Raw genomic sequence first — 21,895 nt, 5'->3', positions numbered from 1 at the left:
GGCATCTTCGTCCTTTATTTCAATGCTCCAGTCACGATTTCTTTTAAGACAGAAAGAATCTTGTCATTTTGCTCTTTGGTCCCGATCGTAATACGTTGAAAACCCGGGAAGCCTAGCGCATTACCAGAGCGAACGATAATGCCTTGAGAGAGCAGCTTTTTGAATACCTCATCGGAATCCTTTTTCAAATCAACCAAGATAAAGTTGGTCTGAGATGGATAGTAGGAGAGTCCCCACTCGTCAAATGAATCGGTAAACTGCTTCATGCCTTCTCGGTTACGATCACGGCATGTTTTCACAAATTCCTGGTCTTGTAATGCCGCACGTGCTGCTACCTGTCCAAGTGTGCCTGTATTGAAAGGCTCACGCACATGTTCCAGTGAGGAAATGAGCTCTTCTGACGCGATCCCGTAGCCGATACGAAGGGCAGCCAGACCGTAGATTTTGGAGAACGTACGCAAAATAATCAGGTTCGGATACTCAGCAAGCATCGGTACTGTTTGTGGATATTCTGGGTCCACCACATACTCGTAGTAAGCCTCATCCAACACGACGAGCACATCTTTTGGAGCCTTTTTCATAAAAGCTTCCAACTCGGATGTTGTTACAATCGTGCCTGACGGATTGTTCGGGTTACATATCCATACGACCTTTGTTTGTTCGTTGATGGCAGCCGCCATCGCTTCAAGATCGTGAACGCCATCTTTCAACGGCACCTCAATCAAGTCTGCACCTTCAATAATCCCATTTGAGCGATACTGCGAGAACGTTTGCGTCGCCATGACTGCATTTGTTCCTTCGCTCAAAAAAGCACGAGAGATCATCAACAGAATTTCATCAGACCCGTTGCCGAAAAACAATTGGCCTGGTTTGACTCCGAGGAAGTCAGCAAGATCCCAGCGCAGATTAAGGCTTGCACCGTCTGGATAAAGGGCCAAATTGTCCAACTGTTCCGCAATGGCAGCTTTCGCCTTCGGTGAGGAACCAAAAGGATTTTCGTTGGACGCCAGCTTGATGACTTCGGTCAAACCATATTCACGTTTCACGTCATCAATCGGCTTGCCAGGTTGATATACCGGGGCATTGAGTATGCGTTGTTTCGGTTGCATCCACGTTCACTCCAGTCACATTTTTCCCACTATTGTAGCGCACTGGCTAACTGATGTACAAAGGTTTTTATTTTTTCTACAGCTTCTGGCATCTGTTTGGGGTCTTTCAGCTGCTCAGCATACTCCTCGATTTGCTGTACGATGGCACTTCCCACAATGACACCATCCGTATGGGGTGCTACTGCTCGTACCTGATCCGGTGTGGATATGCCGAAGCCTACCGCAGTAGGAACCGATGTGCTGGCTTTTACTCGTTCCAGAAAATCTGCCAAATCCTCGCGCAGATCCGCGCGGGCACCCGTCACACCGAGAGACGATACACAATAAAGGAATCCCGTTGCTTGCGCGCCGATCATGTTCATTCTGGAACTGGAAGTTGGTGCTACGAGTGAAATGACATGAATGCCATGCTGTTTTGCTGCCGTTACTGCTGGACCGTTTTCCTCAATCGGCAAATCCGGAATGACAACTCCGTCCGCACCATAGGCAGCGAGATCGGCAAAAAAGCGCTCGATACCATATTGCAAAACCGGATTGAAGTAGGTGAACAGGACGATGGATGCCTCCATACCTGATTCCCGGAGCCTTTTGACCAATTGCAAAGCTTCCCTGATCGTCACACCATTTTTCAATGCACGCTCTGAAGCCCGTTGTATCGTTGGGCCATCTGCCAAAGGATCAGAGTAAGGGACCCCGAGCTCGATGAGATCTGCTCCGGCTTCGACCATCGCTTTTACGAGATGAAAGGTTGCTTCTATCGAAGGATCGCCTACCGTTAGAAACGGGATGAATCGTTTGCGATCACGATCCGCGAATAATTGATCGATTCTGTTAAGAGCGGTCGTCATGATTACTCTCCCCCTTCTGCTGTCAGCGCTTCTTGAATAGTCAGTACGTCCTTATCGCCTCGACCGGACAAACAGATTACTAATATTTTGTCTGAAGACATCTCTTTTGCACGTTTTATTGCTTCCGCTATCGCATGTGCGCTCTCCAACGCTGGAATGATGCCTTCCGTTTGGCAAAGTACTTGTACCGCCTCGAGTGCTTCCGCATCTGTTACCGATGTATAGGTTACTCTTCCACTGTCTTTGAGATAAGCGTGCTCAGGTCCTACTCCTGGATAATCCAAGCCAGCCGAAATCGAATGCGCTTCTTGCACCTGTCCGCCTTCATCCTGCAACAAGTAAGTTAAGGAACCATGGATGACTCCCGGGCGTCCAAGTGTTAGTGTTGCCGCATGCTTTTCGGTATCGATTCCTTTTCCTGCCGCTTCTACTCCTCTGAGCGCGACCGACTCATCCTGTATGAACGGATAAAACATGCCAATCGCATTGCTGCCTCCACCGACGCAAGCAACGACCTCGTCTGGCAGCCTTCTGAGCATTTGCAGGACTTGACTCCGTGTCTCTTCACCGATAATTTTTTGGAATTCGCGAACCATGTATGGGTATGGATGTGGGCCAACGACAGATCCGATGACGTAGAACATGTCATCTACGTGAGACACCCAATGGCGAATCGCTTCGTTTGTCGCATCCTTAAGTGTACGAGAGCCGGATACCGCAGGGATGACTTCGGCTCCAAGCAGCTTCATCCGAAAAACATTCAAAGACTGGCGACGAATATCTTCCTCCCCCATGAACACCTTGCAAGAGAGTCCGAGCTTTGCCGCGACAGTTGCACTTGCCACTCCGTGCTGACCAGCGCCCGTTTCGGCAATAATTGATTTTTTGCCCATCCGTTTGGCTAACAATGCTTGGCCCAAAGCATTGTTTAATTTATGCGCCCCCGTATGATTGAGATCTTCTCGTTTCAAATAGATTTGGGCGCCGCCGACCGCTTTTGTCAAACGCTCTGCATAGGTGAGCGGGGTTGGGCGTCCAGCATACTCGCTGAGCAGTCCATTTAATTCCTGAACAAATGCCGGGTCACGACGCGCTTCTTCAAAAGCGATCTCGAGCTCTGTCACTGCATTCATCAAGGTCTCTGGAATAAACTTGCCTCCGAAGTCACCAAATCGCCCGTTTTCGTCAGGCACGACTCGCGTAGTTGTTTGAATGTTGTTCATGCGCCTTCACCCTCTCCACCAATGTTTTCATTTTTTCAGCGTCTTTTTCGCCATCCGTCTCTACACCACTGGACACATCGACAATTCCTGCCTGATACTGTCCCGTTAATTCTCCGACATTCCCCGCATGAATCCCGCCAGCGATGATGCAGTCTGCTTCCTCGCATGCTGCTTGCAATGCAGGGATTTGCTCCCACGAAAACTTTTTCCCTGTGCCGCCTGCTTGAGTAGGGTCATACGTATCAAATAAAAAGGCACTGACAATGCCACGATAGGATTGAATTGCTTGCGCAGCATCCGCTTCTCCGCCCACGGCCAACGCCTTCCACACCGGAATAGCGAACCGCTCCCGAACTTGCTGGCAAAATTGCGGCGTCTCCTGTCCATGCAGTTGGATCACGGATAGCGGTGCCTTGCTTAGCACTTCCTCCAGCTCTTCCATCGTCGGATTAACGAACACCCCTACAGCAGGAGGATGGCCTGGAACGGCTGCAAGCAATTGTCCCGCAGTTTGGGCATCAACTTGTCGCTTACTTGGGGCAAAAACAAGGCCAACGTAATCGACTTCCAGTGCCTTTAACAGCGCAAGTGTTTCCGCCCGCTTGATCCCACATATTTTCAAACGAGTCATAGACTCACCCCCGGTGCTGCTTCTCCTACAAGGTCAATTACTGCGCGCTCTACGTCTGTTTGGCGCATAAAATGCTCTCCAACCAGTACAGCCCTGGCACCTGCACTTCGTACATTTTCAATATCCGCTGGTGTCGAAATCCCACTTTCGCTCACGATCGTCAATGACGCAGGCAGTTCTGCAATCAACTCATGTGTAACGGCTAGGTCCGTTTGAAACGTATTCAAGTTTCGATTGTTGATTCCGAGCAATTTCGGTTCCATTGCTTGAAAAACAAGCTCGCATTCGCGTTTGTCATGAACCTCGACCAGTACATCCATACCCAGCTCCTCGGCAGTTTGGTTCAGGTGGCGAAGCGTTTCCCGATCGAGAATGGCAGCAATGAGTAGCACGCAATCAGCACCTGCTGCTCTTGCTTCCACGACTTGAATTTCATCCAGAAGAAAGTCTTTTCTAAGTAACGGACGATCAACTGCCTCGTGAATTTGCCGTAGATAGCTCAAACTCCCCTGAAAAAAAGACTCGTCTGTCAAAACGGACAAACATTCTGCGCGAGCGGCCTGATAAGCCTTCGCGATGGTTACTGCTTGGAAAGCAGGTCGGATCAACCCTTTGGACGGGGATGCTTTTTTCACTTCGGCAATCACGCTTACAGGCCGTACACTCGTCTCCAATGCTTGACGAAATCCGCGTGGACGCTGGACTTCCTTCGTTGCAAAAAGCAATGCTGACACGGTTGTATCTGTATAAAGTCGTGCGATCTCTTCACGTTTCTTTTCCACGATTTTACGAAGCATGAATCATACCTCCTGCGATTTGACGAACGTGCTCGAGCTTGCGCATGACCAGTCCGCCGTCGATCAGTTCCGCTGCACGTATAACCCCTGTTTCAATCGAGCTAACCCGATCTGCCAGGTAGAGGATCGCGCCCGCATTCAGCAAAACGATGTCGCGTGCTGCCCCGCGTGCTCCAGAAAACACGTCGTGAATGATCTTGGCATTCTCATTGGCATCACCGCCGCGCAAAGCATCTTTCTCATGTCTGCGCAGACCGAACTGTTCTGGCTCGATTTCATATGTCAAAATCCGCCCATCCCGCAGCTCAGCAATATGGCTCGTTCCCGTAACAGTCAATTCATCCAGTCCATCCGAGCCTGCTACAACGAGCGCTCTTTTCACATCGAGCTCGTGTAAGACTGCCGCCACATTCGGAAGCAACTTGGCATCATAGACGCCCATCAGCTGATGGCTGGCACCTGCTGGATTTGTCAATGGTCCAAGTAAGTTAAACACCGTGCGAATCGCCAATTCTTTTCGCGGGCCAGCCGCATGCTTCATCGCTTGGTGGTAAAGAGGAGCGAACAGGAAGCAGAGATTAGTCGCGCGCAGGCAATCTGCGGTGTCCTTGGGAGATAAATTGACGGGCACTCCCAACGCTTCCAACACATCAGCACTGCCGCTTTTGCTGGAAACCGCACGATTCCCGTGCTTGGCGATGCGCACACCGTCAGCTGCTGCGACAACTGCACTTGCCGTCGAAATGTTAAAGGTATGACTTCCATCTCCGCCTGTTCCGCAGGTGTCTACCAGACCTGGCAGTTCGATGGGAAAACTCATCGCCCGCGCTCTCATGGCTTTGGCAAAACCGATAATCTCTTCCACCTGCTCACCCTTCAAGCGAAGGCTTGCCAAAAATGCACCGATCTGAGCTGGAGTTGCCTTTCCGTCCATAATCTCGCCCATGGCCTCTTCTGCAACCGTCCGTGTTAAATGCTTCCCAAGCAGAATTTGTTCTAGCGCGTATGTTAGCATGACAACTCCACCTTTCTGACAAACAACTGTTCCGCTTTTTCTAGCGCAGAGAGCATCGCTGCTGCTTTGTTCACCGTCTCTTGGTATTCACTCGCAGGGACCGAGTCCGCTACGATGCCTGCACCTGCCTGCACATGTGCGTATCCATCCTGAAAGAACAACGTTCGAATCGTGATGCAGCTATCGAGTGAACCATCAAACGAAATGTAGCCGATTGCTCCCGCATACAAATGGCGTGCGTCAGGCTCGAGCTCTGCAATAATTTCCATCGCCCTCAGCTTCGGAGAACCAGATACTGTACCAGCCGGAAAAGCACTCAGCAATGCATCGAACGCGTGCAGTCCCTCCCGAAGCTTGCCAGTCACATGCGAAACCATATGCATCACGTGGGAGTAGTTTTCAATCACCAATGCTTCTTCCACTTTCACGCTTCCATAAGCAGAGACCTTTCCAACATCGTTGCGCCCTAGATCCAGCAGCATGTAGTGCTCGGCTCTCTCCTTCTTATCTGCCAAAAGATCAGCCGCCAATGCAGCATCTTCTTGTGGGGTCGCCCCTCTTTTTCGCGTTCCTGCAATCGGACGCATCTCTACTTTTTCATCCTCTACACGCACGAGCAGTTCTGGGGAAGTCCCGACGACTGTCTCTCCCTCGTATTCGAGATAGTACATGTATGGGGAAGGATTCAACGTACGCAGCAATCGATACACTGCAAAAGGATCGACTTCAGTCTTTACGGAAAAACGTTGGGACAACACGACTTGAAAAATGTCGCCGGCTGCGATGTATTCTTTCGCCTGCACGACTAGCTGCTCGTATTGCTCCCGCGTCATATTTGGCTCTACTGTCAATGGCGCTGGTGTATCAGTTGCTACTTGAATGCGTTGATCCATTTCAAGCGGAGCCATGACTTTGGCAGCCAACTCCTCGATTCGTTCACAGACGTGCTTGTATTTTTCGCCAATAGTTTCCTCAGTGTCTCCTGGTTCCACATGGAGATTCACAATCAATTGAATTTCCTGCTTCAAATGATCAAAGGCGATCATCTCATCGACGAACAGGAAGCGCATATCCGGGACTCGTACAGCCTCCTTGCGATGTGCTGGTAAATTTTCGAAATAGCGCAACGTATTGTAGCCGAAAAAGCCTACCGCACCACCACTGAGACGAGGCAACCCAGGCAGCTTCGGGCTTTTGTAACGATCGGTTTCTTCACGCAAAAAGGAGACGGGATTTCCTGTGTGAACAAGCTTTTCACCAGTGCGATAGGAAACGCTAATTTCTTCACCTTTTGCTTCCACGATTTGAAAAGGATTCATGCCAATGAACGAAAAACGCGCCCAGCGAGCACCACCTTCTACGCTCTCCAGCAAAAAGGAATCACTTTTGCGAATCTTCTGATACAAACGAATCGGTGTCTCTTGATCCGCCAACAGTTTCATGCTTACAGGGATAAGGGAATACGACGCCGATAGGGTCTTAACCTCGGCAAGGGAAGGGAAATACATGGACTCTCATCTCCTCAATTAGTGGGAGAGAAAAGGGAATGAGACATCCACCTTTTCTACACCCGCTTCTAGAGCGAGAGGTAGGGGGGAGAAATATTTGTATACAAAAAAATCCAGACAAAGAGACCTGGATTGGGTGTCAATATGTACCCAGCCTTCTCTTCTCTCCTCAACCTAACTCATCTCAACTCTGCTCAACTCATTCTCTGCTCTCAGCCGGCTTTTGCTTATTACCGGAAAAACGAGGCGCTCTCGTTTCACTTATGGTAAAAGAGAGCGCCCTAATTGTCAACCGCGATTTGTCAAATCCGGGCGCAGCTTGACTGCTTCGCGCAAAAACACATGATGAATGTCTTTTGCTGTCTTGTCCGTATTCACATGCATCATGACACGAATACAAAGCGGCAAGCCACCTGGCACCGGGATTTCTCTTGCGCACATGAGCGGTACGTATTGCCAAGCTTCTCCTTCAAGCAGACGGGCCGCTTGAGCGGGGAAGGTCGCACAGAGGTCCTCTGTCGTCGTGATAATAATGCTGCCAATGTCTTCGGGGTTTACTTCATTGCGGGCTACCATTTCCTCCAACAACCATTTTGTTGAGGAGACAATCTCTTCGCGCGTATCGGCTTCCACCGTGACCGCGCCTCTGATTCCTCTCATTCCCATCCTTATCCCTCCACTTCTTCTCTCATGACTCCCAGTATGAGTTCTTCTTCTATATTTTTGACGACTTCCACCTGCCCGATAGCCCTAGGCAACACCAATGCCAGCTTTCCGCCTACCGTCTTTTTGTCTCGTTTCATGGCTTCCAGCACAGCTTCTGGCGAGAGATTGCCCGGCCACGCCGTTGGCAGGTGGAACAATTCCAGCATCCGTTTCGTGCGGTTGTATACACCAGTCTCGGCAAAACCAATCCGTTCCGCTACCTTGGCTGCCAAACACATGCCAATTGAGATGGCTTCCCCATGATTTAGAGTGGAGTAAGCAGATAGCGCTTCAAAGGCATGACCAAACGTATGACCCAAATTAAGCAATGCACGTTGCCCTTGTTCTGTCTCGTCTTGGGAAACAATAGCCGCTTTGACTGCACAGCCTTTTTCAATGGCTTTCCCTAATAATTCTGAATCGAGCTGCCATAGCCTTTCAGCGTTGTCTTCCAGCCAATCGACAAAGGCAGCATCGGCGATAAGTCCATGCTTAACAACCTCTGCAAAGCCTGCTGCGACTTCACGCTTCGGTAAACTATGCAAGGCTTTCGTCTCGTAAATGACAACTTTGGGCTGATGGAAAGCACCAATGAGATTTTTTCCGAGCGGATGATTGATCGCTACTTTTCCACCAACCGAGCTATCATGTGCGAGCAAGGTAGTCGGCATTTGAACAAAATCAATGCCGCGCATGTACGTAGCAGCCACAAATCCTGCCAAGTCTCCAACGACTCCACCACCGAGAGCCAATACAGCAGACTTCCTGTCCAGTCCTGCATCAATTGCCTCTGTTATCAATCGTTCGTAGACAGTCAGGCTCTTCGATTGTTCTCCAGCAGCGATGACAGCTGAGTGGGCCTGATACCCATGCTGCCGCAATACATCGAGCAAAGGCTCTAAATAATGAACGGCTACATTCTCATCTGTGACAATCATCAACTTGCTAGTAGAAGCAATGCCTGCCTCTACTAGCAACGCTGCAGCCTGGTGCAAAAGACCATCACCTATCACAATCTCGTAGGAGCGCTCCCCCAGCTCAACAGTCAGCTTCTCCACGCTCATTAGAATTTCTCCGTGTACGCACGGTATTGACGTACGTTTTCTTCCATGTCGTCAAGAGAATCAGAAGGGAATTTTTCGCACATAGCACTCGCGATCTCCCATGCTACCACTGCCTCCGCAACGACACTTGCGGCAGGAACAGCACAACTGTCAGAACGCTCAATGCTCGCTGAGAATGGCTCTCTCGAGTCGATATCCACACTCATCAACGGTTTGTACAAGGTAGGAATCGGCTTCATGACACCGCGAACAACTACAGGCATTCCTGTCGTCATACCGCCTTCGAGTCCACCTGCACGATTTGTTTTTCGGCTGTAGCCAGTTTCTTCGTTCCAAATAATCTCGTCATGAACTTGTGAGCCTTTCAGACCGGCTGCCTCGAATCCGATACCGATTTCGACACCTTTGAAAGCCTGAATACTCATGATTGCCTGTGCAAGACGTCCATCCAGCTTGCGGTCCCATTGCACGTGGCTACCCAAACCAATTGGCACGCCTTCAACGATCACTTCTACGGTACCACCGAGGGAATCCCCGTCTTCTTTTGCTTTGTCAATCGCTGCCATCATCAGTGGTTCTGCTTCTTTATCCAAACAGCGTACTGGCGATTCTTCGGTGCGGGCAATCAGCTCGTCCAGACTTACTTCTTGTCTCTTCGCCACGATCTCATTGATCTGGAGTACCTGCCCGCCTATACGGATACCAAATTGAGCCAGCAATTGGCGAGCGACTGCACCAACAGCTACGCGGACAGTAGTCTCACGAGCGCTGGAACGTTCCAGAATATTGCGCATATCGCGTTGATGATACTTAATCGCCCCGTTTAAATCAGCATGTCCAGGGCGTGGACGGGAGACACGACGCTTTTCTTCAGTGCCTTCCTCTACAGGCTCAGCGCTCATGATTCCTTGCCAATGCGTCCAATCATTATTTTCAACGACCAGTGTGATAGGAGCTCCGGTTGTATATCCATGACGGACACCAGAAAGAATTTTCACCTGATCCTTTTCAATCTGCATTCTTCTGCCGCGGCCATGGCCTTTCTGACGACGTGCCAACTGCTCATTAATTTCCTCAATGGAAATCGGTAGGTTGCTCGGTACGCCCTCAATGATAGCTGTTAATTGCGGCCCGTGGGATTCCCCTGCTGTCAAGTAACGCATCTCTATCCTTCCTCCATCCTCCAGGCAGCCTGTATCCCCTTCAGGTTCTCTTTTTGGGGTGCTGTCCTTTATCACTTTTAAGCGCTATAATATCATACCTAGTACGCCGTGGAAATACAAAAGTGGGAAACGTCTGCGAAAAACCTTTTCTTCCTACAGGAAAACGCCCCTCCGCATGGGGAGAAGCGCTCTCTTTACGCTATCGCGAATGAATCAGGATTGATATTCCTACAAGTTAAGGAAACCTCTATCGTTGATCGCTCACAGAGGAGCGACTGCGTTTTAGGGGAAAGTTTCCATGCGTTCCGGAATATATAAACGAAGTGTTTATATATTCCTACACGTTGAAAAAAGGATTGGGGCTCAGCGGTTTGCGAGTGTGATCCACGCGTAACAAATCATCTAGTTGTGTCCTCTCCGCCCCTAAAATCTGACCACATTCCTGCAGCGTGATCAGCCCTCGACGGTATGCTTCGATGACCTTGTGTTTATCCATCTGCTGCCTCCTCTTGCAAAGTAGGTATTCCTAGTCTTGGGAAAAAACAGCAGAGATATACCAAGGCCAACAGGAATCAACCCATTTTCCGATAGAAGAACGTATCCTCTGTCTCCAGTTGGTATTGTTGCGGCTGAAAAATTTGTTCCGTGCTACCTACAAAGAGTACTCCACCAGGTTTCAGGGCCCGGCTAAACTTGTGATACAGCTCATGCTTTGCTTCTTCGGTAAAGTAAATCATCACGTTCCGGCAAATAATTAAATCAAATTGAGAATCAAATGAGTCCGCCAATAAATTATGTTTTTTGAACGTCACTTTTCTCTTCACTTCGTCCGTGATGCGATAGCTGAGTGTATCTTTTTCAAAATACTTTGCTACGAGGTCTTTCGGACAATCTTGCAGGGATCGGTCCGTGTACACCCCTTGCTTCGCTTTTGCCAGTGCTCCCTCATCAATATCGGAAGCGAGCACGGTCGCATCCATCTTCATGCGTAGCAAAATCAGTGAGAGTGTGTACGGCTCCTCCCCTGTCGAGCATGCCGCACTCCAGCATTTCACCCGCGGCGATTGCTTTGCCAAGCGTGGCAAAATTTTATTCTCGAGAACTTCCCACCGGCCTGGATTCCGGAAAAATTCCGATACGTTGATGGTCATCCTATCGAGGAACTCATAGAAAAGCTCCTTGTCTTTAGCGATGGCATCGAAATACTGGGCAAATGTGTTGTACCCCCGCTTTTGTCTCAACGAGGTTAGACGGCGCTTCATCTGTGCTTCCTTGTAGAGGGCAAGATCAATTCCAGTCATTTTTTTCACACTAGCAATAAATTGGAGAAAGTCCTTATCTTCCATGCTGAATCGTACCCCCTTTGAAAACTCCCTAACTTCATTCGCTATATTTCGCCATTATCCTATCTGTTTTGACAAAGAATTTGACAAAAAAAAGAAAACCCCAACAAATGGGGTCTTCTCGATCCATCTTAGATCCAGCGTTGGATGGTTTTCTCGAAGGAGAGAACTTCTTCTGCGGAGAACCACAGACCGATTTCACGCTCAGCGCTCTCAGGAGAGTCAGAACCGTGGATGATGTTCATGCCAACGGAAGTAGCGAAATCGCCACGGATCGTACCGGAAGCAGCGTCTACCGGGTTTGTTTTGCCCATCATAGCGCGAGCAGTTGTGATTACGTTGTTACCTTGCCATACCATAGCGAATACTGGTCCGGAAGTGATGAAGTCTACCAGTTCACCGAAGAATGGACGCTCTTTGTGCTCTGCATAGTGTTCTTCAGCCAGTTCGCGGCTTACTGTCATCAGCTTAGCACCCACGAGTTGGTAGCCTTTTTTCTCAAAACGGGATACGATTTCACCAATCAGGTTACGTTGTACGCCATCTGGTTTTACCATAAGGAATGTTTTTTCCATTGTAAGTATGCCTCCATTAGAGCTATGTATTGGTGAATAGGACACCAACGAAAATTTTATCAAAACTAGAGTGGTCAAGCAACAGGCAGACCGTCAAAATATCATTAAAATTTACGATCAATAATATAATTGGCGATACCTGTCAAAGATGTCTTAGCTTGGTTATTAGGCAAATCAGCGAGAATGGCATGCGCACGGGCGATATAGCGTTCAGCAAGGCGCTGCGAAAAGGCAATGCCCTCATCTTCTCGCACCATACGAACTGCTTCATCTGTATGATCCCAGAACGTATTTTGCGCGATCCATTCCTGGAATTGCGCTCGTGCCTTTCCATGATGAGCAGAATAAAGAGCAGGCAACGTAATGTTACCATGCACCAGGTCGCTTCCAGCCGGCTTTCCTAACTGCTTCTCAGTCCCTGTAAAGTCCAAAATGTCGTCGGTTATTTGAAAAGCCATCCCCACGTTGTAGCCGTACCAGTACATTTTACGAATCATATCATCTGACGCTCCGCTTGCCACTGCTCCTAATTGACAGCTAATCGCAATTAAAAGCGCCGTTTTTCGTTTGATTCTGCGCAAATAGGTACGGAAGTTTTGGTCCCAGTTATTCAAATCCTTTACTTGCTGGATCTCTCCCTTGCAAACCTCGACGATTGCATTCGAGAGAATTTGGTGCAATTGCGGGATCGGGAGCTGGGAGGCAATGGCCAATGCCCGTGCAAAAATATAGTCGCCGGCATACATGGCTACTTTGTTATCCCACTTCATCCGAACAGTATCTTTTCCGCGACGCTTATCCGCATCATCAATTACATCATCATGCACCAGGGATGCCATGTGGATCAGTTCAAGAGGAACAGCCACATGCTTTAGTTTTTTGATGTCGTAATTGCCCCACTTACCGCCCAGCAAAACAAAAACGGGACGAATCCGCTTTCCTCCTGCCTTGAGCAAGTGAGTCGAGGATAGATACAACTCTCGAACCGGCGTGTCAATTGCTTTCTCCAGTTCATCTTCTATGTATTGGACATCTTTTTTCATCTTGAAGTAAATATCGACTAGATTCATCCGTTCCACCTATCTCGTCAACGTAGTATTGGTCTGTCGGCCGCCAGCTTGCCACAGATCGACGGTTGCAGGTGCCGATAGAAGTCCCAGCTCCGCTGCGCATCGGTAATAGTACTCCAGTCCAATCCGCTGAACGTCACCGAAATCGTGCTGTAATCCTTGGAAATAGTGGATCCATTGCTCTTTCTCTCCACCGAAATGCGTGTGAACGTAGTCAATCAATGGGGCTGTATTCTCCCTGGTCTTCCTTTTACTCTCTAAAAAAGAGGCATGGACGTCCGCGATCAAGTCATGATGATCGGCAATAACTGCTCGACGGAGAGCCCAAATGGCAAAGGTCATGGAATAGCCTGTAAATTGATGCCACAGCTCTCCCAAATCGTAGACATGAAGGTCTTTGGCCGTTCGCTCAGCGGAAATGGCGTCATCCCCGATCAAGAGCGCTGCATCAGCACCCTCCAGCATTTCATGCAAAATAGGTTCCTGTGTAACGTAGGAAATCTCATATTCGTAAAACTTATGGAGAATGATCTTTAAGAGATTCACGGTGGTAGCCGATGTGTTGGTCAAGGCAATTTTGGCGCCGTTTAGTTGTTCAATCGGCTTTTTGCTGAATAAGAAAAGGGAGCCTACTCTCCCCTTGGCACTGACAGACAGATCTGCCAATGCCACGTATTCGGAGGCATGCTCTGCATAGCTAAACGAAGAAATCGGTCCCAAGTCAATCTCGCCATTCGCCATTGCGGTGTTTAACTGGGCAGGAACTTGGCGGATGAATTCGATTCGGTCTTCGAATTTTTCTTGATCAAAATAGAAGTAAACCGGCAATACATTGGTATACAAAATTTGTCCAACACGCAAAGACTTTTGCATGCGTTTATTCCCCCCAACGCCGGAACAGCGAATGTGGTACATCAATTGCATCCAAAGTTTTCCCTACCACAAAATTGATCAGATCATCCATAGTTTGCGGTTTCTGATAGTAGCCTGGCATAGCAGGCAGAATCTTGACGCCCAGACGGCTTAATTTGAGCATGTTCTCGAGCTGAATCGCATTGAGCGGCGTCTCTCTCGGAACGATGACCAAACGCCGCCCTTCCTTGATCATGACATCAGCAACGCGCTCCAGCAAATTACCTGATGCGCCATGTGCGATGCCAGAAACAGTCCCCATCGAGCACGGTACGACGATCATACCGTCACAGCGATAGGAACCACTGGCTGCGGGACAATTGAAATCTCGCAGTCCCCAATAATGTAGTTCACCAGAAAAGTCTAGTTGCAGCTTCTCCTGCAACAGAGCTTCTCTGTCATCTGTGTGCCAATCCAGTTCATCACGAAATACTTGCCAGCCTGCTTCTGTAATCATCAAGTGAACGATATGTCCAGCACGCAATAACTCCTGGACGACTCGAACACCATAGATAGCACCACTTGCACCCGTTATCCCGACAGCCCACTTTTGCTTGTTCATGCAATCACCAAATCAATCATCGTAAAGGTAAACATCACGACACTCAAGATGCCGTTCATGTTGAAGAATGCCATATCCAGCTTGGACAAGTCTGTTGGCTTCACCAGCGTGTGTTCATAGATCAAAATCGCACCCGAAATGAGCACACCTACCAGGAACCAGATCGACAAGTCTGCAACTACATACAACGACATCAGACCAACGAAAGTAAGAACGTGGCATACGCGGGCGATCAGAAGTGCATTGGCAATTCCGAAGCGGCTCGGCATGGAATAAAGTCCTTCTTTCCGGTCAAAATCGGCGTCCTGGCATGCATAAATGATATCAAATCCTGCTGTCCAGAACATAACCGATGCAAACAATAGAAGGCCGACACCATCTACTTGACCCGTTGTCGCTACCCAGCCCCCTAGCGGGCCGAAGCCGATGGCAACCCCGAGTACAAAGTGGCAAAGCCAGGTAAAGCGTTTCGTATAAGAATAAAGCACAAGAACAAACACAGCGAGCGGCAACAATTTCACAGCCAAATCATTTAACTGGAATGCGGCAATGAACAGCACCGCAAAGGACACCACGATAAACAAAATGACTTCCACAATCGAAATCAGGCCAGCAGGAATCGCTCGTGTGACTGTCCGAGGATTTTTCGCATCAATTACCCGGTCGATGACGCGGTTTAAGGACATCGCTGCACTGCGAGCGCCCACCATCGCTACCGTCACCCAAAAAATTTCCGACCAAGTAGGCCAAGCATTCTCTACCACAATGCTTCCCAAAACAGCTCCCATAAAGGCAAAGGGCAAGGCAAAAAGGGAGTGCTCGAATTTAATCATTTCCAAGATGATTTTCAATTTACGTAGACCCATTTATGACACTTCCTATCTAGTGAAGAAATACCGGTTTACTCCTCATAATTATGGCTTTGTGCCAATATGCAAGGCTGATACGCCGCCCATAAACAATTTGACCTGAACCGGGTCCAAGCCTGCTTTCTGAAACATGCTTGCCAGCTCGCGACTGTCCGGGAAATTGGTCAGGGATTGGGGCAGCCATGCATACTCTTCGTATTTGTTGACTGTCAGCTTCGCAATAAACGGCAAGATTTTGTAGAAATATAAGTAAAATAGCTTCCGGTACGGAATGAATGGGGGCTTGGACACTTCCAAAGAAACGACTTTACCGCCCGGCTTTACAACACGTGCCATTTCATTCAAGACCTGCTGAACATCCGGTACATTGCGCAGAGCAAACCCGATTGTTACGAAGTCAAAGGTATGATCCTCGTAAGGCAGATTCATTGCATCTGCGTTCACTAGCTTTACGTTGTTGCCAACACCTGCGTTCGCTACTTTATATGCCCCTACATCCAGCATATTCTGGCTGAAATCAAGGCCAACAACATTGCCTTCTTTTCCGACAGCCTTAGCCAATGCAATCGTCCAGTCTGCTGTACCACAAGCAACATCCAACGCTGTATGCCCTGGCTGGATATTCATCTGCTTCATCGTGTAATTACGCCAAGCAATATGACTGCCAAAGCTGATTACATTATTCATTTTGTCGTAATCGTTTGCAATGCTCTCGAAAACGGAGTGAACGTACTCTGCTTTCTCATTCATCTGTGTCTGGTTCACTTGGCTACATCTCCTCAATTACCTTCTTCAAGCGACTGATCCGATGGGAGTACCGTGCCGTAATGGATGCAAGCATATTCCGCGTCTCTGCCGGATGCAGCGTGCGCACCATTTGCTCGCATAAACCGATTAATTCGAGGGCTTTCCCCTCAACGCCAGACAAAACTTGCGCGAGTGTAGCCCCGGGTTTTTGCAGCAAAAAACGGGCAAAACCAAAAGGGACTTGTTCTTGCCATTTGAGCTGCTCCCACTCACCGATCACACTCTCTACCTTGGCTGTTTGCTTCATCAGATCGCTCCAGAAGCGACGGCGTTCAGTTGAATCGGCATACTCCTCTACAACAGCCACGTATAAGCCTGTATCAATCGTATTTCGCAATTCCCAGTACTCTTCATCTGATAAAGTCTTGCTATCTCGCCCAGCGATGTAAAGTCTCATTTTCGCTTCGTTCACTCGCTGAATGGCTGCCGACAACACTTGAATGGCTTGGATTTCACCGGCTGAAGCCAGAAGGTGATAATAGCGACTGCTGTAATAATCACCCGCAAGTACGGTCAGCTGTCGGTTTCGCTCCGCGCTCTGTGAGGAGTCGTACTCATTTTTTACGAGCTCATGCGTGTCCAGTCCCAATTGGACAAGCCCTGTTGCTGTACATAAAACCGAAGCCTTTTCCTTCGGCATGCCTTGTTCCAGCAAAAAAAGGTACAACAGCTCTAGACGATTTTCCGCCATGGAAGGAACGTCAACATAATGTTCTACATAGGAATGGGTGATTCTCTTGTAGATTTGTTCGATAATGGACCGAACCTCTTCTACATTCGGGGAAAGTTCTTTGCTCATGCGTCCTCCTCCACAAGCTGCACAACCTAAAGATGTCTGCCTGTTCCGTACTGTTCCTTACTCTTCGGTCTTCCTCTGCCGTCCGGTCAAAAGGCCGTCTCTACTATCATACCATACTTCTTCCATCAGGGACTAATTCGCTCATAAAAATACGGCTCGATTCGAATAGGAAATGTACTGCTTACAAAGGTCTGGATATCGGAAGGGTCGGTCAAAGGTTTGTCATGTCCTGCGAGATTTCCAGTTGTCGATTGTATGGCAATCAATAATCTCGATTCTTTTGGTGGATCCGTCTCCTCTAACAAGCGATAGTACACGGGCCCGACATTGTCTGCATAGGTACGCAAGTCGTATGTCAAACGGTAAAAATCCTGATAGACGGTATTTAACTCTACTTTTTCGGCAGGTTTCACCACAAAATCGACATAGATCGATGGGTTTTCCCATTTTATACGCTTAATATTATAATGTGTCGACATCCTTGTAAACAAATCAAGGGCATTTTGCTCACTTAAGTGAATGGCACGAGCTGACTGAAATGTCGGTATATCCGCTTGCATCCACTGGTTTGTGGGGACCAGCGACAGCATCAGAGCCAAGAAAGTGGAAACAGCAATCGCCATCAACAATTGGCGCGGCATAGACATCCCTCCTCTCCTCCATTGTACAAATAAAAAAAGCAGGCTATGCCTGCTTCTTAGCAAAACGACTTGCTCTTTATTCGGTCGTATCCACGACGCCATGCTGCGAGTAAATCACCGCTTTTCCTCGCACCTTAATTGCAGAGGTGTGCTCCGTAAATTGAAAAATCATGACTTCGCCTTTATCGAGCTTCTCTGTATGATGGAAACGCGTATCAGAACCTCTTGTTAATCCGATTACATGAACGCCATTTTCCTTCGCTTTGACTACGAAATAATCCTGATTGAATCCCGATGGTTGTGCCAATGTGTTTCCTCCTGACCAATACGGTATGCGCGTATGTCTAGTATGATGCCCCTTCCGACTCCAGACGGCTCATGATCTTGTCTACATAGCGCTGTGTCTCTTGCGGCAATTGGTCAAACTTCGCTTCTAACTCGTCATCACTGCTGATCCCCAGACGGCTCATCCGACCCGGACCAGCATTGTAAGCAGCAAGTGCTACTTTCACATCTCCATCATAACGATCCAAAAGCGACTTCAAATATTTTGTTCCACCTTCAAGGTTTTCATCAGGGTCGTATACATTGCGGACTTGCATGGCTTTTGCCGTATTATCCATCAGCTGCATCAAGCCCTTCGCCCCTGCACGCGATTCTACATTCGGATTGAAATTGGATTCGGCCCTGACGACCTCTCTCACCAGATCAACGTCCACTCCGATCGTTTTCGCTGTCTGATCAATCTTGTCCAAGATTTCCGGGGTAGGAACAGATGGCCCTTTTGCAAAAGACAGGGACTGCTCATTTTGAATATGGGTAGGAATCCTCCAGCTTCTGGATCCATCTAGTTTGGCCAAAATCTCCTGCGAACTGATTACCCGCTGGCCGGTTGTTGCTAACTGGGACTGCAAGATGTCCGAGAAGAGCCCCTCGTCTCCATACGAAAGCGAAGAGGCATCATAGGTTTGCGGCAATGTTTGCAAATATGGTTGAAGTGATACTGGCACCTTCATAGCATTGAACAACCCTTCCCTAGCTTGTCTACCTATCATTATAAAAAAGAAAGATCAGGAAGCCAATAGCAAAATGGTACTACTTGGGAGAGTATCCATTTCACATAAAAAAGAAGCCTCTGCTCAAGGCTTCTGATCATTATATGCAGATGGTCGGAATGCAGGGATTCGAACCCTGGACCTCACCCACCCCAAGGGTGCGCGCTACCGGGCTGCGCCACATCCCGACTGTACATCCGTACTATACAATATTTTACCTATAAAGTCAATATAATTTCCTTATTTTTGCATTCTGATTAACGCATCAAACTAATGACTTCTGCACGCGCAGCCGCATCTTTTTCAAACATACCGCGAACAGCAGAGGTGATCGTTTTCGAGCCTGGCTTTTTCACGCCACGCATCGTCATGCACATATGCTCTGCTTCTACTACCACAACGACGCCGTGCGGATCGAGCTTGCGCATAATCGCGTCAGCTACTGTTGCTGTAATTCTTTCCTGCAACTGCGGACGTTTTGCCACGGTATCAACCGCACGCGCGAGCTTGCTCAGTCCTACTACGCGGCCTCCACGAGGTACGTAAGCGACATGCGCTTTTCCGAAGAAGGGAACCAAGTGATGCTCACACATAGAGTAAAACGGAATGTCCTTTACTAATACCATTTCCTCATGATCTTCACTAAAGACAGTCTCGAAATACTGCTCTTCGTCTATATGCATGCCCTCAAATACTTCGGCGTACATTTTCGCAACTCGCTTAGGGGTATCCAGCACTCCTTCACGATCAGGATCATCCCCCACTGCCTCTAGGATCATGCGAACAGCTTGCTGTATTTTATCTAAGTCGACGTTCATCATTGTACCTCCTACGTAACGGCATACGCCATGTTTCTCATCACTAAGGTCTGCCTGCTCCAAATCAGTGCCAGACTTAGTGCCTGCTCGCGATCAAAGCCAATCTTACCATATCGTTTTAAAAAAGACAAAAAGATATCCCAGAATTCTCATAGGCAAACTGTATGTAGATAGAAAAAAACCCACATTTTATCAATGTGGATTTTTTTATGTAAGTGCTTCGTTCTCAAAAGAAACAACTACTTGATGGAGTCTTTGAGTTGTTTACCTGGTTTAAACGCAGGTACTTTGCTGGAAGCGATTTCGATCTCTTCACCAGTTTGTGGGTTACGACCTTTACGAGCCGCACGTTCACGAACTTCGAAGTTACCAAAGCCGATCAGTTGGACTTTATCACCAGTTTTCAATGCATCTGCAATTGCGTCAAGAACTGCATCAACTGCTTTTGTTGCATCTTTCTTGGTGAGTTCTGTGGTTTCAGCCACTTTTGCAATCAGTTCTGTTTTGTTCATTTTATTCACCTCCCCTCAAAGAACACCAAGTCCTAGCTATTATTTTTCTTAACCGAAACGAAGCGTTTTATACACGATTGGTTGTTTTTACCGATCTGACAAGCTTATAGTAATACACCGATTTCTTAAATTCAAGCCCCTCCTGTCGAAATTGAACGAAATACAAGAAAAAAAGGCATCTCGTCATGTCAGATGCCTTCCCTATATTTGTTGTTTATAGGACTTTTGAACTATTTATTAGAGTATGATCGCTATCAGGCCACCCGATCCCTCGTTGATGATTCGACCCAAAGTCTCCTGTAATTTGTATCTGGCGTTGTCTGGCATCATGGTAATTTTTGCCTGAATCCCCTCTCTTACGATGGAATGGAGCGAGCGTCCAAAGATATCGGAGTTCCAGATGGATAGCGGGTCTTTGTCAAAATCTTGCATCAGATAGCGGACAAGTTCCTCACTCTGCTTCTCTGTTCCGATAATCGGAGCGAATTCAGACTCAACATCCACCCGGATCATGTGAATAGAGGGCGCTGTTGCTTTGAGTCTGACTCCAAAGCGCGGGCCCTGGCGGATTAGTTCAGGTTCGTCCAAGGTCATTTCATGCAACGACGGGGCTGCTATTCCGTAGCCCGTACTTCGGACCATGTGCAACGCTTCCGCTACCTGATCAAACTCGCGCTTGGCATGTGCGAATTCCTGCATGATTTTCAGCAAGTGATCTTTGCCATTTATTTCTACACCGACGATTTCCATCAAGATGCGGTCATACAGTTCATCTGGCGCGTAGAGGTCAATCTCAGCGATCCCTTGCCCCATGTGCATACCAGCAAGAGAGGCTCTCTCTACGAAGTCATAGTCATTGAAGAAGCCGACGACACGGTCCACATCGCGTAACCGGCGGATGTCCTGCACGGTCTCACGTACAGCTTCCTCGTAGTTCTGACGGAGCCAGTGCCCGTTTTCCAGCACCATAACCCAGCTTGGCAGATTGACATTTACTTCATGAACTGGGAATTCAAACAGGACTTCTCTCATAAGGAGCAAGATTTCCTGCTCTGTCATATGATCAACCGACAAGGCCACGACTGGTACATCGTATTTTTCCTGAAGCTGGACACGAAGGTTTTGTGCTTCGTCGGAGCGCGGACGCGTCGAGTTGACAACGATCACGAACGGTTTTCCGACTTCCTTCAGCTCGTTTACAACCCGCTCCTCTGCATCGATGTATCCTACACGCGGGATTTCCGCGATGCTGCCATCCGTTGTCACAACGATCCCGATGGTTGAGTGTTCTTGGATAACCTTGCGTGTTCCGACTTCGGCCGCTTCCTCAAATGGTACAGGCTCTTCATACCACGGTGTATTTACCATTCTTGGACCATTGTCGTCTTCGAAGCCCTTTGCCCCTTGCACCGTATAGCCAACGCAGTCAACGAGGCGGACATTGATGCTGAGTCCTTCTGTCACATGTACGTTAACTGCCTGATTCGGAACAAATTTGGGTTCGGTTGTCATGATTGTTCGTCCTGAAGCGCTCTGCGGCAACTCGTCTGTCGCTCGAATCCGCTCCGCTTCAGAGTTGATATTCGGGATGACAACTTGCTCCATAAACCGTTTGATAAAGGTCGACTTTCCCGTACGAACAGGGCCTACCACTCCGAGGTAGATGTCTCCGCCCGTCCGCTCGGCAATGTCTTTAAAGATGTCGACTCGTTCCACCATCGATGACCTCCTTCTATTTGTCTATTTTTACACTATGACCGATTTTCCGAATTATCCCTGACCGCCAGTATTTTCGTAGGGAATCTCGTACTAGTTTTGTGGACAGTACAAATATATGTATTTTTGCGTTAACTAGAACAAAAAAAACGA

General features: G+C 48.3%; 25 protein-coding genes and 1 tRNA gene. All 26 read right to left on the bottom strand.

The genetic code is table 11. The features are described from left to right. Positions 1-14 precede the first annotated feature (14 nt). The 26 genes from hisC to spoIVA all read right to left on the bottom strand — a co-directional run bounded on the left by hisC (position 15) and on the right by spoIVA (position 21,742). Positions 15-1,109, bottom strand: a complete 1,095-nt coding sequence (gene hisC, locus FO446_RS12935; RefSeq protein WP_173609499.1) for a histidinol-phosphate transaminase — start codon at positions 1,107-1,109, stop codon at positions 15-17. A gap of 29 nt (positions 1,110-1,138) precedes the next feature. Beyond that, the gene (trpA, locus tag FO446_RS12930) at positions 1,139-1,957 is read right to left on the bottom strand and encodes a tryptophan synthase subunit alpha (protein WP_173609500.1); all 819 of its coding nucleotides are present in this window, start codon (positions 1,955-1,957) and stop codon (positions 1,139-1,141) included. Between the two features lie 2 nt (positions 1,958-1,959). Continuing rightward, positions 1,960-3,180: a tryptophan synthase subunit beta gene (gene trpB / locus FO446_RS12925; protein ID WP_173609501.1), complete on the bottom strand. Its 1,221-nt coding sequence runs from the start codon at positions 3,178-3,180 to the stop codon at positions 1,960-1,962. Then, positions 3,143-3,811 carry a phosphoribosylanthranilate isomerase gene (locus FO446_RS12920; RefSeq protein ID WP_173609502.1) on the bottom strand — a complete coding sequence of 223 codons (669 nt, stop codon included), beginning with the start codon at positions 3,809-3,811 and terminating at the stop codon, positions 3,143-3,145. Before FO446_RS12920 ends, trpB begins: the two co-directional genes overlap by 38 nt. Beyond that, entirely contained in the window at positions 3,808-4,608 is an 801-nt protein-coding gene (gene trpC, locus FO446_RS12915) for an indole-3-glycerol phosphate synthase TrpC (RefSeq protein ID WP_173609503.1), read from the bottom strand. The genes FO446_RS12920 and trpC overlap by 4 nt, the downstream gene beginning before the upstream one ends. Continuing rightward, on the bottom strand, positions 4,598-5,623 hold the full coding sequence (gene trpD / locus FO446_RS12910; protein ID WP_173609504.1) for an anthranilate phosphoribosyltransferase: 1,026 nt from the start codon (positions 5,621-5,623) through the stop codon (positions 4,598-4,600). Before trpD ends, trpC begins: the two co-directional genes overlap by 11 nt. Continuing rightward, the gene (gene trpE / locus FO446_RS12905) at positions 5,617-7,131 is read right to left on the bottom strand and encodes an anthranilate synthase component I (RefSeq protein WP_173609505.1); all 1,515 of its coding nucleotides are present in this window, start codon (positions 7,129-7,131) and stop codon (positions 5,617-5,619) included. Before trpE ends, trpD begins: the two co-directional genes overlap by 7 nt. A gap of 288 nt (positions 7,132-7,419) precedes the next feature. Continuing rightward, on the bottom strand, positions 7,420-7,797 hold the full coding sequence (gene aroH, locus FO446_RS12900) for a chorismate mutase (RefSeq protein ID WP_048032642.1): 378 nt from the start codon (positions 7,795-7,797) through the stop codon (positions 7,420-7,422). A gap of 2 nt (positions 7,798-7,799) precedes the next feature. Continuing rightward, entirely contained in the window at positions 7,800-8,900 is a 1,101-nt protein-coding gene (gene aroB / locus FO446_RS12895) for a 3-dehydroquinate synthase (protein ID WP_237900794.1), read from the bottom strand. After that, positions 8,900-10,063 carry a chorismate synthase gene (aroC, locus tag FO446_RS12890; protein ID WP_173609507.1) on the bottom strand — a complete coding sequence of 388 codons (1,164 nt, stop codon included), beginning with the start codon at positions 10,061-10,063 and terminating at the stop codon, positions 8,900-8,902. Before aroC ends, aroB begins: the two co-directional genes overlap by 1 nt. Before the next feature lie 337 nt (positions 10,064-10,400). Beyond that, a complete protein-coding gene (locus tag FO446_RS12885) occupies positions 10,401-10,559 on the bottom strand; it encodes a hypothetical protein (RefSeq protein ID WP_173609508.1) in 159 nt (52 codons plus the stop codon). Between the two features lie 76 nt (positions 10,560-10,635). Beyond that, a complete protein-coding gene (locus tag FO446_RS12880; RefSeq protein WP_173609509.1) occupies positions 10,636-11,409 on the bottom strand; it encodes a CheR family methyltransferase in 774 nt (257 codons plus the stop codon). Positions 11,410-11,537: 128 nt separating this feature from the next. Continuing rightward, positions 11,538-11,981: a nucleoside-diphosphate kinase gene (ndk, locus tag FO446_RS12875; RefSeq protein WP_007716560.1), complete on the bottom strand. Its 444-nt coding sequence runs from the start codon at positions 11,979-11,981 to the stop codon at positions 11,538-11,540. A gap of 104 nt (positions 11,982-12,085) precedes the next feature. After that, positions 12,086-13,051: a polyprenyl synthetase family protein gene (locus FO446_RS12870; protein WP_173609510.1), complete on the bottom strand. Its 966-nt coding sequence runs from the start codon at positions 13,049-13,051 to the stop codon at positions 12,086-12,088. Positions 13,052-13,060: 9 nt separating this feature from the next. Continuing rightward, positions 13,061-13,924 carry a menaquinone biosynthesis protein gene (locus tag FO446_RS12865; protein WP_232773188.1) on the bottom strand — a complete coding sequence of 288 codons (864 nt, stop codon included), beginning with the start codon at positions 13,922-13,924 and terminating at the stop codon, positions 13,061-13,063. Between the two features lie 4 nt (positions 13,925-13,928). Then, positions 13,929-14,525 (bottom strand): UbiX family flavin prenyltransferase, encoded by a 597-nt coding sequence (locus tag FO446_RS12860; protein ID WP_007716550.1) that lies wholly within the window; start codon positions 14,523-14,525, stop codon positions 13,929-13,931. Continuing rightward, positions 14,522-15,391: a UbiA-like polyprenyltransferase gene (locus tag FO446_RS12855; protein ID WP_173609512.1), complete on the bottom strand. Its 870-nt coding sequence runs from the start codon at positions 15,389-15,391 to the stop codon at positions 14,522-14,524. The genes FO446_RS12860 and FO446_RS12855 overlap by 4 nt, the downstream gene beginning before the upstream one ends. A 48-nt stretch (positions 15,392-15,439) precedes the next feature. Further along, entirely contained in the window at positions 15,440-16,159 is a 720-nt protein-coding gene (locus tag FO446_RS12850; protein ID WP_304502561.1) for a demethylmenaquinone methyltransferase, read from the bottom strand. A gap of 4 nt (positions 16,160-16,163) precedes the next feature. Beyond that, positions 16,164-17,000, bottom strand: a complete 837-nt coding sequence (locus tag FO446_RS12845) for a heptaprenyl diphosphate synthase component 1 (protein WP_173609513.1) — start codon at positions 16,998-17,000, stop codon at positions 16,164-16,166. Between the two features lie 125 nt (positions 17,001-17,125). Then, entirely contained in the window at positions 17,126-17,641 is a 516-nt protein-coding gene (locus FO446_RS12840; protein WP_088907225.1) for a hypothetical protein, read from the bottom strand. 76 nt (positions 17,642-17,717) lie between these two features. Then, complete coding sequence (gene mtrB / locus FO446_RS12835; RefSeq protein ID WP_047068979.1) at positions 17,718-17,948, bottom strand: trp RNA-binding attenuation protein MtrB; 231 nt, start codon at positions 17,946-17,948, stop codon at positions 17,718-17,720. A gap of 37 nt (positions 17,949-17,985) precedes the next feature. Further along, the gene (locus FO446_RS12830) at positions 17,986-18,696 is read right to left on the bottom strand and encodes a lytic transglycosylase domain-containing protein (RefSeq protein ID WP_221867109.1); all 711 of its coding nucleotides are present in this window, start codon (positions 18,694-18,696) and stop codon (positions 17,986-17,988) included. Between the two features lie 111 nt (positions 18,697-18,807). Further along, positions 18,808-18,884, bottom strand: a tRNA-Pro gene (locus tag FO446_RS12825). 69 nt (positions 18,885-18,953) lie between these two features. Next, entirely contained in the window at positions 18,954-19,517 is a 564-nt protein-coding gene (folE, locus tag FO446_RS12820; protein WP_173609515.1) for a GTP cyclohydrolase I FolE, read from the bottom strand. Positions 19,518-19,753: 236 nt separating this feature from the next. Further along, entirely contained in the window at positions 19,754-20,026 is a 273-nt protein-coding gene (locus FO446_RS12815; protein WP_005831316.1) for an HU family DNA-binding protein, read from the bottom strand. 237 nt (positions 20,027-20,263) lie between these two features. Beyond that, positions 20,264-21,742 (bottom strand): stage IV sporulation protein A, encoded by a 1,479-nt coding sequence (spoIVA, locus tag FO446_RS12810; RefSeq protein WP_047069484.1) that lies wholly within the window; start codon positions 21,740-21,742, stop codon positions 20,264-20,266. Positions 21,743-21,895: the final 153 nt, after the last annotated feature.

It is taken from the genome of Brevibacillus brevis (genome assembly GCF_022026395.1).
Lineage (GTDB): Bacteria > Bacillota > Bacilli > Brevibacillales > Brevibacillaceae > Brevibacillus.
The sequence above is the reverse complement of the archived record's forward strand: the minus strand, read 5'-3'. Positions and strand labels throughout refer to the sequence as shown.

Excerpts from the sequence above, each read along its gene's own strand:
- FO446_RS12865 (WP_232773188.1), bottom strand. The coding sequence starts at position 13,924 with ATGCAAAAGTCTTTGCGTGTTGGACAAATTTTGTATACCAATGTATTG.
- folE (WP_173609515.1), bottom strand. The coding sequence starts at position 19,517 with ATGATGAACGTCGACTTAGATAAAATACAGCAAGCTGTTCGCATGATC.
- FO446_RS12885 (WP_173609508.1), bottom strand. The coding sequence starts at position 10,559 with ATGGATAAACACAAGGTCATCGAAGCATACCGTCGAGGGCTGATCACG.
- hisC (WP_173609499.1), bottom strand. The coding sequence starts at position 1,109 with ATGCAACCGAAACAACGCATACTCAATGCCCCGGTATATCAACCTGGC.
- aroC (WP_173609507.1), bottom strand. The coding sequence starts at position 10,063 with ATGCGTTACTTGACAGCAGGGGAATCCCACGGGCCGCAATTAACAGCT.
- aroB (WP_237900794.1), bottom strand. The coding sequence starts at position 8,900 with ATGAGCGTGGAGAAGCTGACTGTTGAGCTGGGGGAGCGCTCCTACGAG.
- FO446_RS12920 (WP_173609502.1), bottom strand. The coding sequence starts at position 3,811 with ATGACTCGTTTGAAAATATGTGGGATCAAGCGGGCGGAAACACTTGCG.
- aroH (WP_048032642.1), bottom strand. The coding sequence starts at position 7,797 with ATGGGAATGAGAGGAATCAGAGGCGCGGTCACGGTGGAAGCCGATACG.
- FO446_RS12860 (WP_007716550.1), bottom strand. The coding sequence starts at position 14,525 with ATGAACAAGCAAAAGTGGGCTGTCGGGATAACGGGTGCAAGTGGTGCT.
- trpE (WP_173609505.1), bottom strand. The coding sequence starts at position 7,131 with ATGTATTTCCCTTCCCTTGCCGAGGTTAAGACCCTATCGGCGTCGTAT.
- trpB (WP_173609501.1), bottom strand. The coding sequence starts at position 3,180 with ATGAACAACATTCAAACAACTACGCGAGTCGTGCCTGACGAAAACGGG.
- FO446_RS12840 (WP_088907225.1), bottom strand. The coding sequence starts at position 17,641 with ATGCCGCGCCAATTGTTGATGGCGATTGCTGTTTCCACTTTCTTGGCT.
- FO446_RS12815 (WP_005831316.1), bottom strand. The coding sequence starts at position 20,026 with ATGAACAAAACAGAACTGATTGCAAAAGTGGCTGAAACCACAGAACTC.
- FO446_RS12830 (WP_221867109.1), bottom strand. The coding sequence starts at position 18,696 with ATGATAGGTAGACAAGCTAGGGAAGGGTTGTTCAATGCTATGAAGGTG.
- FO446_RS12870 (WP_173609510.1), bottom strand. The coding sequence starts at position 13,051 with ATGAATCTAGTCGATATTTACTTCAAGATGAAAAAAGATGTCCAATAC.
- trpA (WP_173609500.1), bottom strand. The coding sequence starts at position 1,957 with ATGACGACCGCTCTTAACAGAATCGATCAATTATTCGCGGATCGTGAT.
- FO446_RS12880 (WP_173609509.1), bottom strand. The coding sequence starts at position 11,409 with ATGGAAGATAAGGACTTTCTCCAATTTATTGCTAGTGTGAAAAAAATG.
- FO446_RS12855 (WP_173609512.1), bottom strand. The coding sequence starts at position 15,391 with ATGGGTCTACGTAAATTGAAAATCATCTTGGAAATGATTAAATTCGAG.
- trpD (WP_173609504.1), bottom strand. The coding sequence starts at position 5,623 with ATGCTAACATACGCGCTAGAACAAATTCTGCTTGGGAAGCATTTAACA.
- trpC (WP_173609503.1), bottom strand. The coding sequence starts at position 4,608 with ATGCTTCGTAAAATCGTGGAAAAGAAACGTGAAGAGATCGCACGACTT.
- ndk (WP_007716560.1), bottom strand. The coding sequence starts at position 11,981 with ATGGAAAAAACATTCCTTATGGTAAAACCAGATGGCGTACAACGTAAC.
- FO446_RS12845 (WP_173609513.1), bottom strand. The coding sequence starts at position 17,000 with ATGAGCAAAGAACTTTCCCCGAATGTAGAAGAGGTTCGGTCCATTATC.